The sequence below is a fragment of the Rhodococcus sp. DK176 genome (genome assembly GCF_038447315.2).
Lineage (GTDB): Bacteria > Actinomycetota > Actinomycetes > Mycobacteriales > Mycobacteriaceae > Rhodococcus_F > Rhodococcus_F jostii_A.
Map to the genome: position 1 here is coordinate 3,641,072 of NZ_CP118321.2, position 11,538 is coordinate 3,652,609.

Below are 11,538 nucleotides of genomic sequence, written 5' to 3' on the forward strand. Positions count from 1 at the left end.
ACATCGATTCATCCCGCTCGAGGCACTGCCAAACGAATGCCACACTGCTCACCTCTCGACGATGTACCCCAGGATATCGCCGCGCCGCACCGCTGCGAAGTCGACGAGAATGGTGAACACGGGGTTGGCTGCACAACCGAAGGCGAACCGAGTGGCTCGGAATGAGCCACCCGGTCGCTCTCAGCTCGTGCGCTGGCACACACGTCCTGGTCGTTATCGAAGCGACCGCAAGCCCACGCGGAGCTCGTTTACCAAATGCTGGGGCTGCTCCCAGGCGGCGAAGTGCCCGCCCTTGTCGAGCTTGTTGAAGTGGATGAGGTTGGGGTAGGCCTTCTCTGCCCAACTGCGCGGTGCCTGATAGAGCTCGTCGGGAAAGACGCTCACGGCAACCGGGATGGAGACGCTACCCGCGGCGAAGAACGGGGCATTGTTCTCCCAGTAGAGACGAGCCGCCGACAACGCCGTGTTCGTCAGCCAGAACAGGGTGATGTTGTCGAGGATGTCGTCTCGCGTCAGACCTTCAGGCTGTCCCGCGAAGACCCGCGAGATCAGCGCCAAACTCGCCGGGTCGTGGTCGATCATGAACGCGGCCAGACCGACGGGCGAATCCGCCAATCCGATCAGTGTCCCCGGCCGCGACCCCATCTCCACGGCGTAGCCGATGTGCTGATAGAAGAATGCGAGCTGGTCGCACGCAGCCTGTTCGTCGTCGGACAGATCGGCGGGCACGGGATGCCCGGTGAGGAGCGCCTGGTCGATCTCGGGTGGAACCACCTTGGCCATGTTGGTGTGAATGCCGAGCAGTTCCGGCGGCCCCTGCACCGCCATCGCCTCTGTCACGATCGCACCCCAGTCCCCGCCCTGTGCCACGTACCGGTTGTACCCGAGGCGCTTCATCAGCTCTACCCAGGCACGTGCGATGCGGTCGGGGCCCCAGCCGGTCGTCGTGGGCTTGCCCGAAAATCCGTAACCGGGCATCGACGGAATCACCAGATGGAAAGCATCCGACGCGTCACCACCATGGGCGGTGGGATTGGTCAGGGGGTCGATGATCTTCAGCTGCTCGACGATCGAACCGGGCCACCCATGTGTGACGACGAGCGGCAACGCATCCTCGTGCTTCGAGCGGACGTGAATGAAATGAATGTCCAACCCGTCGATCTCAGTGATGTACTGCGGCAGAGCATTCAGCTTCGCCTCGACCTTGCGCCAGTCGTATTCCGAGGCCCAGTACTGCGCCAGTGCCTTGCTCGTCGCGAGCGGTGTGCCCTGCGACTGATCTGCGACGGTTTCCGTTTCGGGCCAGCGGGTGGTCTCGATGCGCTCACGCAGTGCCTCGAGTTCGGAGTCGGGGAACTGGACTGTGAACGGCCGGATGGTGACGTCGGTTGTGAAAGACATGAAGGGTTTCCTTGCTGTGTTGGTTGTTGGTCGAGAAGGGTTTTCGTTGGATTGGCGCCGCTTCTGACGGGACCAGGGAGCGGTGACGTTGGTTCGGCCCTCAGGGGAGCGTTCGACGGTGCGACCGTCTACCTCGGGGTGCTGCTGCCCCAGCCGTCGAGGATCTCGTTGCCGATGGTGATTTCGGCGCGGCGGTCCTGCCTCTGGTGGCGTTGACGGTCGTGCCGGCGCTGCTGCATGGTGTTGTCGTGATCGCGGGGGATGTCGTGGCTGGCGACGGCTGCGAGGGGGATGGGCGTCGGCGTGCTGGTGGATGCGGCCGCGACGCCGGCGGGGATGATGGCGAGTGCGGCGGCGGCGACTCCGACGGTGGCGAACCGCTTCCAGGAGGTGCTGGTGGTGTGTGTCTTGATGTGGTGTTGGTGTGTGCTGTTCATGCCGATAAGACTCGCAATTGCGCGGCGAGTGGGACGGCGAAGATCTACGTGCTTCACTACCCGCATTTCCTACGCAGGTACCCGCGGGGACCAGCGAAGCCCTCGATGAGTTCAGCCCGGGTCCGCACCCAACGCAGCGGGGGCACTGCCCGAACTACGGATTTCGGGACTCGATGCTCTCCTCGCGGGCGATCCAGGCGGCAAGCTGCGCGCGGGATCGATGCCCGGTCTTCGTGAGGATGCGATCTACATGTCCTTCTGCGGTACGGGGCGAGATAACCAACCTTTCCGCGATCTCCTTGTTCGTCAGTCCCTCGGCCACCAGCTTTCCCACTTCTTTTTCACGAGGTGTGAGTTTCACCTTCGCTGCAGGAGTGGCCGGCGCCGGCTTGGACGTGCGCTTTTGCAACGCGAATTCGATCGACGCGAGGTGTTCGAGACGCTCACCGGCCCGGGATTCTTTCTCGAACGCAGAGTCACCCAGCAGCTGACGGGTGCGTTGTTCGTAAGAAGTCCGCGTACGGATCAACGTGTCGTTTCCGAAGAGTGGAGTGCTCCCCATCTCGCCGCACAGTGTGCGCCCGATACCGAGCAGGCGGGCGGATCGGACGGGGTTTGCTTCCTCGATCGCGATCCACGCCAGAATCTCGGTGCATGTACTCACGCCCAACCAGTCGCTCAATGACTGCTTCAGTTCGAGCGCTTCTTTCAACGAGTCCGAAGCTTGCGGGTACTTGCGCTGGGTCCACAGGGCAAGTCCGCGGGCCCACAGCGCCCATGACGTCGAGAAGTGCTCCTTCAGCGACTTGCCTGAGGCGATGGTGTCGTCCGCCCAGGCAAGGGATTGTTCCAGGTTTCCGGACAGGCAGTGCACTAAAGCGAGCTGAGCGCCGCCCAGCAGTGTCAGGGAGTTGACTTCCCCTGACTCTGCGTGAAGTGCCATGCCGGCAGTCAGATACTCCAGCGCGACGTCGAGATTTCCGTTTCCGAGCATCTCCGCCGCACCCCGGAACTGAACTGCAAACGCCTGGGCGGTTCGATCACCGATCGCTTCCGCGACTGCGCTGCATTCCAGCAAATACTGCTTGGAGGTCGGGTTGTCGCCCTGAACCATGGCGTTCCACGCGATCACCCAGAGCGCTTTCGCCCTCTCACTGCTCGGCTCCCGGTCGGCCTCCAAGGCCCGGGTCAGCCAGTACCGCCCGTCGCGCAGCAGGCCACTCGCGTTCCAGAAGAACCACAACGCACCCGCCATCCGAAGACCGGTTCGGGCCTCCCCGGGGGTGGACAGGCAGTACTCCAGCGCCGCCCGCAGATTCGCCCGCTCGTGCCGCATACGACGGTTCCATACCAGCTGCCCTGACCCCAGTGACTGGCTCTCGCTGCGTTCGACCAAACGCAGGAAGTAGTCTCGATGATTCCTGCGCCACGCATTCGCGTCGCCGTGCTCGGCAAGTTTCTCGGCCGCGTAGTCCTTGATGCTTTCCAACAGTTTGTATCGAACGGTGGATCCGGATTGAACGGTGGAAATGACCGACTTTTCGACAAGACTGGAGATCAGGTCAAACGCGTCCGGAACGATGTCCGGATCGGTGCAGACGCTCTCGACCGCATCGAAATCGAACCCGCCCGCGAAGACGGACAGCCGCGCCCACAGGGCTTGTTCCTCCGGCGAGCACAGATTGAAGCTCCAATCGATGGCGCCACGCAGCGTTTGATGCCGTACCGGTCCGCCACGGTTTCCTCGCGTCAGAATTTCGAAGAGTGCGCCCTCGCGCGACAGGACGCGGTCGAGGGGAAGGGACCTGATCCGGACCGCTGCGAGTTCGATCGCCAGAGGGATGCCGTCCAGCCGCTGGCACAGGCGGGCAACCTCCAGGCGGCTCACGTCGTCGAGGGTGTATCCGGGGACGACGGAGGCAGCGCGTTGCTCGAAAAGATCGACCGCCTCGGAATGAAAGCTCTTGGCGTTCTGTCCGTCGGCGAGTTGAGCTTCGTCGGGGACCGGCATGGGGGGTACCTCGAACACGGTCTCACCCAGCACACCGAGAGGCTCCCGACTGGTTGCCAGGATCTCCACACGGTCCGACCGCCGAACAATCTCGGCGGCGACGCTTCCGCTCGCCTCGATCAAGTGCTCGCAGTTGTCCAAAACGATGAGTGCATGTCTTCCACCGAGGAATTCGAACAGGTAGTGACTACCGTCCGCATTCATTCCGTCTCGAATGTCGAGCGCCTCGGCAATCGCGCTGACGACAAGGTCTGGAGTGGAGATCGCGGCGAGATCCACAAACCAGACGCCGCCGGTGTAGGTTCTGCGCACTTCCGAGGCGACGCGGCACGCCAGCCGGGTTTTCCCTACCCCACCAAATCCGGTGAGGGTCACTATCCGGGAATCCGACAGACGCGCCTTGACTGCGGCTACTTCATTGCGGCGTCCGACGAAACTTGTCACTTCGCGAAAGAATTCGTGTGCATGGGAGACGAGTTGGTGAGGCGGCGGCACCCTCACGTCCTCCTTTGGCTGCACGGCTCCCGCTTCGGCGTGCAGTGCCATCTCGTCGACGGGAAAACCATGGAGGCGTTGAGATGCTCGGAGTTGCTGACCGAGTTCCGTGGCGGAGGGTCGGCCCTCCGAGGTGCCGGACATGGCACGTTCGATGATCGTGCTGACGTCCTCGGGAATGCCGTGCTTCCGTGGGTCCGGACCGGGCTCGGCGGCAATCCTCAGGAACTGGGCCACCACCTGCTCCCCGCTACGGCGTTCGAAGGCAGCGTGACCGGTCATCGCAGCGAACAACGTGGCGCCGAGGCCGTACACGTCGGCAGCGGCACTCGGGGGTTCGCCGGTCACCACCTCGGGGGCAGTGAACGCCGGCGAACCCGTCACGACGCCGGCGGTGGTCTCGAACCCGCCGGCGATACGGGCGATGCCGAAATCTGACAGTGCCGGCTCGCCGTAGTCGGTGAGCAGGATGTTTCCAGGCTTGACGTCGCGGTGAAGGATCCCGAGGCGGTGGGCAGTCTCGAGGGCACCGGCCATCTTCACCCCGAGTCGCAGCGCTTCGTCGAGCGGGAGAGGTCCGTGGCGGCGGATCCGCGTGTCGAGTGAGTCCTGGGCGTGGTACGGCATGACGATGTACGGCCGACCGTTGTCGGTGACGCCCACATGGAGGACATTGACGACATTGGGGTGCCCGGTCAGCCTGCCCGCGGCGCGCTGCTCGCGGACGAAACGCTCCCGGTTCTGCTCGTCGACGTCGGCGGTGAGGACCTTGACCGCCACAGTGCGGTCGAGGGCCGCCTGGGTGCAGCGGTATACGACGCCGAAACCGCCGCGGCCGATCTCTTGTGCGTCCTCGAATCCGGCAGCCGCCAGATCGGCCGTGACCGAACCCGACGCGTCGCGTTGCGTCGCGAAGGGATCGTCGTCGGTCATCGACCGGATCGATTCTTCCGGTCCGAGCCACTGTCGAAGTGCACCACCGCTGGCCTCTCGAGGAGATACCCAAGGATATCGCCGACGGCCCCCATCCGATGGCCGACTTTACGACCCACTCGGGCAGAGTTTTCTCGAGATTCCCAACTTTTCCCCCGAGAACCGAGTAGCCCTGCACATCGGCGGGTACCCGGATTCCACGCTGCACCCGGGCTCGACGGCCCCGGGCAGCCAGGCCCCCTGACCGGTCCCCCTCGGCTGGGAGGCCGTCCGCCGCTCGTGGCCGGGGACGCCCCCCTCTTCCTCGGTCGCGGGCGGCTCGTCGTGCGCCTGCACGTGCGGTCAGTCTTGAAGACCGGCCTCCGGCGCCGTTCCCGGCCAACGGAAGCCGCAGAATACTGTAGTCGTTCACACGACCCGCCGAAGCCGAAACACGGTTGTCATTTTCTGCGCACCTTGCACATCGAATGGGCGCTCGCATAGTCACTTTGACGTTGACGACGCATCAAAGGTAGGCCACGATCATGCGACAACCGGGCTGCGGCCCCGCGTCGTGACCCGACAAAGGTCGCTACTCGGCCGTCCTCGCCCGCAACACTTCCGAGGTATTCGCCGCAAGTAGTTCGATACAAGGAGTCGCACGTGGGCGCTGCGCAGATCGTGTTCTTAGTCGGCCTTGCTTCTCTCATCGTGGCCATGGCGCTACGCAAGAACGTCATGATCCCCGCGATACTCGCGACATTTGCCACGGCACTTGCGTACAGCGGCAGCGTCCCGAATGCCATCATGTCGGTGTTCCGGGCCACCATCACTTCCGGCACCGCGCTGTTCGAGATCTTCATCGTCATCGCCGCGGTGACTTCGATGCTCGCGGCGATGCGGGCGATCGGTTCCGATGAGGTGATGGTGCGCCCCATCAGTCGGTGGATGGTCAATGGCCGCGTCGCATACATCGTGTTGTTCGTCTTCACCTATCTTCTCTCGTTGTTCTTCTGGCCGACCCCGGCACTGGCCCTGATCGGTGCGGTCCTACTTCCTGCCGCGATCAAGGTGGGTCTGCCACCGCTCGGAGCCGCGGTGATTCTCGCGATCTCCGGGCAGGGGATGTCGATCGCCTCCGACTACGTGATCGGTCTTGCGCCGTCGATTTCCGCGAGCGGCGCAGGAGTTCCCGCCGATGACATCGCCGACCGTGCCCTGGTGATCTCATTGATCGTCGGTGTCACCGCGGCGGTGCTCGCCTACTTCCTGACCGTCCGCCGCAGGATGCGCACGGACGCAGTTCCGGGCACCGACCCGATCGGCGGAACCGTGCATCCCCCCGGTGGTGTCGGTGGTACGCCCGGTGGCACGTCTGCCGGTTTCTCACCGAGCCCGGACGTCGCGGTCTCACCCACCGTCACGGACGTGCTCGACGAGGAACTGCCCGGCTTCGAGGACGACGGAACGAGAATCACGGATCGCCCGTCACTGACCCGCGCATGGGCGATCGGCGTGCCCGCCGCGTTCCTCGCCGTCCTGGCCTACATGTTGGTCGGTCGTTTCACCGACCTCGTCCCCTGGGAGGACGGTGGCGGCGCGTCCCTGGTGGGAGGCACGGCAATCATCCTGATGGCCCTCGTGACCGTCACGTCACGACGATCCGAGGCTCTCGAATTCTGTGCCACCCACTTCATCGACGGTCTGTCGTACGCCTTCAAGGCGATGGGAATCATCCTTCCCGTCGCAGGTTTCGTGTACGTCGGCATTCCCGATTATTCGGGCGCCATTCTCGGACTCGACGACGACACCACCGGTCCGGCCTTCCTCTTCGACACCGTGGAACGCGTGCAGCCGTACATCCCCGACAACGGCGTATTCGTCGCGCTCAGCATGCTCTTCATCGGGATGGCGGTCGGTCTCGACGGTTCGGGGTGGGCCGGCCTACCCCTCACCGGCGGATTGGCTGCCGCGCTGGCGCCGCAGTCCGGGATGGACACCGCGACCTTGGCGGCCATCGCCCAGAACGGCGCCACGTGGACGGGCGGGGGAACTCTCGTGATCTGGTCGTCGCTGGTGGTGGTCGCCGGATTCTGCCGGATACCGGTGGCCGAACTGGTCCGCCACCTCGTCGTCCCGGTGATGGCCGGATTGCTGCTGGCCACGGGAGCCGCCGTCGTCATCTGGTAGCGGCTCATCGCCGAACAAGGTTTCCGTTCAACCCCTGACATGGAAGGACATTACGAAATGAGCTCGGTCCCGTTCCGCTACGACCCCGCCCGGTGCGCACTGATCGTCATCGACATGCAGAACGATTTCTGCTCTCCCGACGGGTCGCTGGCACAGAGGGGTTTCGACGTGACCGCCCCGGTGGCGATGGCTCCGCGACTGGAGCACCTCGTCGCGTCCGCGCGCACGGCCGGGGTCCGGGTGATCTTCGTACGCACCCTGCACGACGAAGCCACCGATACACCCCAGTGGCTCGGCCGTGTGGGCGAGGGACCGGACGCGGCACGCACCGGAATTACCTGCCGCACAGGAACACCCGGAGCAGGCTACTATGCCGTCGCTCCGCACGACGGCGACGTGGTGATCACGAAGAACCGGTTCAGCGCATTCGTCGGCACCAACCTCGACCTCACTCTGCGTTCCCTCGGCATCGATTCCCTGCTCTTCACCGGCGTCGCCACCGAGGTGTGTGTCGAGTCGAGTCTGCGGAGCGCGCTGTTTCACGAATACTGGGTTTCGCTCGTCGAAGACTGCGCTGCCACCTACAGTCGAACAGCCCACGACGCTTCGGTGTCCGTCGTCGCACAGAACTTCGGCACCGTGATCACGGCCGAGAAGCTCGCGACGTTCTGGACTGCAGGATTGTGAACGGCTTCAGTCGGCGACGGGCGCGTTGAGCGACCGTCAGATTTTCGCCGGAGTCCAGTCGGGTGCCTCGACGAGGGCGACCTGCTTCAGGAGTGTCGCCGCCCGGCCGACGCCTTCGAGGGAATTGACGAGTGCGTCCTCGTGCTCGATGTTGAGGGTGCCGTCGTATCCGACCGCGCGGAGGTTGTAGACGAAGTCCGCCCAGAACGTGGCACCGGCCGGGTGGCCGACACCGAGGGTGACGTAGTTCCAGGCCCGACCCAGCGGATCGGTCAGCGGCCCGGTGTCGAGGAGTCCATCACGCTGCGCGGTCCAGGAGTTGATGCGGATGTCCTTCGCATGCACGTGGAAGATCGACGTTCCGATCGCGCGAATGACGGTGGGGATGTCGGCGCCCATCCACATCAGGTGGCACGGGTCCAGGTTCGCGCCCACCACGTCGGCACCCGCGCTGTCGATCAGCCGGAGCATCGCCGAAGCGTTGTGCACGAGTTGACCTCCGCACGCTTCGACAGCGAGCTTGACGTCGTGATCCCGGGCGAAGGCCGCGAGCTCCTTCCAGTAAGGAATCGCGACCTCGTTCCACTGATAGGCGAGGACATCGAGGTTCTCCAGCGGCCACGCCATGGTGATCCACTCCGTACAACTAGTACGTTCTAGTACTCCTATTTGTCAAGACATTCTCAGCTGTGACTGTGCAATGGTGTTCCCGCGAGAGCGAGGTGTGCCTCGCCGAGCGCTTCGGCCTGAGTGGGGTGCGCATGAACGAGGGTGGCGACGTCGTCGGGGTAAGCGCCCCAGTTGACGATCAGTTGGGCCTCACCGATCAGTTCGCCCACGCGTTCCCCCACCATGTGGATCCCGACGACCGGTCCCTCCGTGGCTCCGGCGCGCACCAGTTTGACGCCGCCGCTGGTTCCGAGGATCTGACTCTTGCCGTTGCCGGCGAGGTCGTAGACGACGGTGGCGACGTCACCGTGCCGCTCGCGGGCCTGGTCTTCGGTGAGCCCGACCGACGCGACCTCCGGTTTGGAGTACGTCACCCGGGGGATGCCACTGTCCTCGATCGGTGTCGGAGTCAGGCCGGCGATCGTTTCCGCGACGAAGATGCCCTGCTGGAATCCGCGATGCGCGAGTTGCGGTCCGGCGACGATGTCACCGACCGCGTACACGTCCGGCTGCGAAGTGCGCAGGGAGTCGTCGACCGTGACGAAACCGCGGGAGTCGAGTACGACGCCGTTCTCGGTGAGCCCGATGTCGGGGGTCCGGGGTCCGCGGCCGACCGCGACGAGCAACAGGTCCGCCTCGATCGTGTCGCCCGACTCCACCGTGACGCTGACCGTGCTCTCGTCCTGGACCGCTTTCGCGAATCGGGTGGCGGTCATGATCGTGATGCCGCGTTTGCGGAGGGCCCGGGTGAGTTGCTTCGACGACCACTTGTCCTCTGCGGCGACGAGCCGGGGCAGCGCTTCGACGATCGTGACGTCCGCACCCAACGATGCCCAGATACTGGCGAATTCGACCCCGATGACACCGCCACCGAGTACGACGACGCGCTTCGGCAGCTCCGGAAACGTCAATGCTTCGTCGCTCGTGAGGATTCGGCCGCCGATCTCGAGTCCGGGCAGGCCCCGGACCTGGGAGCCGGTCGCGAGGACCAGGGACGCGCCGGTGATCGTGCGATCGCCGACGTGGACGGTGCGGCCCCCGCCGTAGCGACCGGTGCCGTGCACCACCTCGATCTTGTGGCTGCGAACCAGCCCCTGCAGGCCCTTGTACAGGCGTTCGACCGTCGCGTTCTTGTACGCATGGACACCGCCGAGGTCGATTCCGTCCAGCGTCGCACCGATCCCGAGGGCCGACGCGTGCGTGACGGTGTCGGCGACCTCGGCGGCGTGCACGAGCGCCTTCGTGGGGATACACCCTCGGTGCAGGCAGGTGCCGCCGACCTTGTCCTCTTCGATCAAAGTGACGGTCTTGCCCAGTTGCGCGGCGCGGAAGGCGCAGGCGTACCCGCCGGATCCACCGCCGAGAATCAGGACGTCCGGTTGGTCGGACATGGGAAAACTCCCTCGGTCGGGCACGCCATGGGACGTGCAGCAGAAGGTCGAAGTGGTCTGGGTTTCAGCTCAGTGCGATCAACGTCAACGGGTCCGACAGAATCTGACCGATGGCCGCGAGGAATCTCGATCCCTGCTCGCCGTCGACCAGTCGATGGTCGAACGACAGGCTCAGTGTGGTGACCGACCGCAACGCGATCTCGCCCCGGTATTCCCACGGCTGCCTGCGGATCGCCCCGAAGCACAGGATCGCCGCCTCGCCGGGGTTGAGGATGGGCGTGCCCGCGTCGATTCCGAAGACGCCGACATTGGTGATCGTGATCGTGCCGTCGGCCAGATCGGCGGGCCCGGTCTTGCCCTCCTTCGCCGTGGTCGTCAGATCCGACAGGGCGATCGCGAGGTCGCGCAGACCGAGGGTGTGGGCGCTCTTGATGTTCGGCACCATCAGCCCCCGCGGGGTGGCGGCCGCGATGCCGAGATTCACGGAGCGTTTGACGACGATCTCCTGAGCGTCCTCGTCCCAGGACGAATTCAGGGTCGGGTTGGTGCGCAGCGCCACGAGCAATGCCTTGGCCACCAACGTCAGTGGTGTCAGGCGCACGTCGGTGAAGTGCTTCGTTTCGCGCAGCTCAGCCAAGAGGTCGATCGTCGGGGTGACGTCCACCGTGACGAACTCGGTGACGTGCGGGGCGGTGAATGCGCTGCGGACCATTGCTGCGGCGGTGTGCTTGCGGACGCCCTTGATCGGGATGCGTTCCTCGTCGGCGTCCGGTGGGACCGTCGCCGCCGACGTCGTCACCGAGGCGGCGGTGCGGTGGCGCTCGAGGTCGTCCCTGGTGACTTCACCGTGCACCCCGGTTGCGTCCACTTCGGTGAGGTCGACTCCGTGTTGCTTCGCGGCGAACCGCACCGGGGGAGAGGCCAACGGCCGCGACGTGCGCGGCGCCGGGGTGACATCGACCCGGGTTCCCGCCGGACGCCGCTGCCGGCGCCTGCTGGACGAATCCTCGGCCACGCCGTAGCCGACCAGGACCGGGGTCCGCTCGGCCGGGGCCGCGGGAGTGGTCGGCTCGGGCGCGTCCGCCGGGTCCTCGCCGGCGACCGCGACGTCGATGAACGGGCTGCCGACGTCGACGGTTGTCCCCTCCTCGGCGTGCAACGCGACCACCGTTCCGGCGTAGGGCGAGGGCAACTCCACGGAGGCCTTCGCCGTCTCGACCTCGGCGATGATCTGGTTGAGCGTCACGGTGTCGCCGACCCTCACCAGCCAGGTCAGCAGTTCGGCGTCGGTGAGGCCCTCGCCGAGGTCGGGCAGCAGGAATGTCTTGACAGTGGGCATGGAAAA

General features: G+C 65.1%; 8 protein-coding genes. 2 read left to right on the top strand and 6 right to left on the bottom strand.

Going from position 1 to position 11,538, the window contains the following annotated elements:
- Positions 1–213 precede the first annotated feature (213 nt).
- The 3 genes from PSR88_RS17185 to PSR88_RS17195 all read right to left on the bottom strand — a co-directional run bounded on the left by PSR88_RS17185 (position 214) and on the right by PSR88_RS17195 (position 5,277).
- On the bottom strand, positions 214–1,401 hold the full coding sequence (locus PSR88_RS17185) for an epoxide hydrolase family protein (RefSeq protein WP_016881886.1): 1,188 nt from the start codon (positions 1,399–1,401) through the stop codon (positions 214–216).
- 128 nt (positions 1,402–1,529) lie between these two features.
- On the bottom strand, positions 1,530–1,838 hold the full coding sequence (locus PSR88_RS17190) for a hypothetical protein (RefSeq protein WP_016881885.1): 309 nt from the start codon (positions 1,836–1,838) through the stop codon (positions 1,530–1,532).
- Positions 1,839–1,992: 154 nt separating this feature from the next.
- A complete protein-coding gene (locus PSR88_RS17195) occupies positions 1,993–5,277 on the bottom strand; it encodes a protein kinase domain-containing protein (RefSeq protein WP_016881884.1) in 3,285 nt (1,094 codons plus the stop codon).
- A gap of 642 nt (positions 5,278–5,919) precedes the next feature.
- Between PSR88_RS17195 and PSR88_RS17200 the strand changes: the two genes are divergently transcribed.
- Both PSR88_RS17200 and PSR88_RS17205 read left to right on the top strand, forming a co-directional pair.
- Positions 5,920–7,446 carry a hypothetical protein gene (locus tag PSR88_RS17200; protein ID WP_016881882.1) on the top strand — a complete coding sequence of 509 codons (1,527 nt, stop codon included), beginning with the start codon at positions 5,920–5,922 and terminating at the stop codon, positions 7,444–7,446.
- Positions 7,447–7,503: 57 nt separating this feature from the next.
- Entirely contained in the window at positions 7,504–8,133 is a 630-nt protein-coding gene (locus PSR88_RS17205; protein WP_016881881.1) for a cysteine hydrolase family protein, read from the top strand.
- A 36-nt stretch (positions 8,134–8,169) separates the two neighbouring features.
- Here the strand turns inward: PSR88_RS17205 and PSR88_RS17210 are convergent, their stop codons facing one another.
- The 3 genes from PSR88_RS17210 to PSR88_RS17220 form a co-directional block, all read right to left on the bottom strand.
- Positions 8,170–8,760 carry a sugar phosphate isomerase/epimerase family protein gene (locus tag PSR88_RS17210; RefSeq protein WP_016881880.1) on the bottom strand — a complete coding sequence of 197 codons (591 nt, stop codon included), beginning with the start codon at positions 8,758–8,760 and terminating at the stop codon, positions 8,170–8,172.
- Positions 8,761–8,816: 56 nt separating this feature from the next.
- Positions 8,817–10,193 (bottom strand): dihydrolipoyl dehydrogenase, encoded by a 1,377-nt coding sequence (gene lpdA, locus PSR88_RS17215; RefSeq protein WP_016881879.1) that lies wholly within the window; start codon positions 10,191–10,193, stop codon positions 8,817–8,819.
- Positions 10,194–10,257: 64 nt separating this feature from the next.
- Positions 10,258–11,532, bottom strand: a complete 1,275-nt coding sequence (locus PSR88_RS17220; protein ID WP_016881878.1) for a dihydrolipoamide acetyltransferase family protein — start codon at positions 11,530–11,532, stop codon at positions 10,258–10,260.
- Positions 11,533–11,538 lie beyond the last annotated feature (6 nt).

What these genes read in the sequence shown, in the direction of transcription:
- PSR88_RS17185 (WP_016881886.1), bottom strand. Translation starts at nt 1,401, where the DNA reads ATGTCTTTCACAACCGACGTCACCATCCGGCCGTTCACAGTCCAGTTC.
- PSR88_RS17190 (WP_016881885.1), bottom strand. Translation starts at nt 1,838, where the DNA reads ATGAACAGCACACACCAACACCACATCAAGACACACACCACCAGCACC.
- PSR88_RS17195 (WP_016881884.1), bottom strand. Translation starts at nt 5,277, where the DNA reads ATGACCGACGACGATCCCTTCGCGACGCAACGCGACGCGTCGGGTTCG.
- PSR88_RS17205 (WP_016881881.1), top strand. Translation starts at nt 7,504, where the DNA reads ATGAGCTCGGTCCCGTTCCGCTACGACCCCGCCCGGTGCGCACTGATC.
- PSR88_RS17210 (WP_016881880.1), bottom strand. Translation starts at nt 8,760, where the DNA reads ATGGCGTGGCCGCTGGAGAACCTCGATGTCCTCGCCTATCAGTGGAAC.
- lpdA (WP_016881879.1), bottom strand. Translation starts at nt 10,193, where the DNA reads ATGTCCGACCAACCGGACGTCCTGATTCTCGGCGGTGGATCCGGCGGG.
- PSR88_RS17220 (WP_016881878.1), bottom strand. Translation starts at nt 11,532, where the DNA reads ATGCCCACTGTCAAGACATTCCTGCTGCCCGACCTCGGCGAGGGCCTC.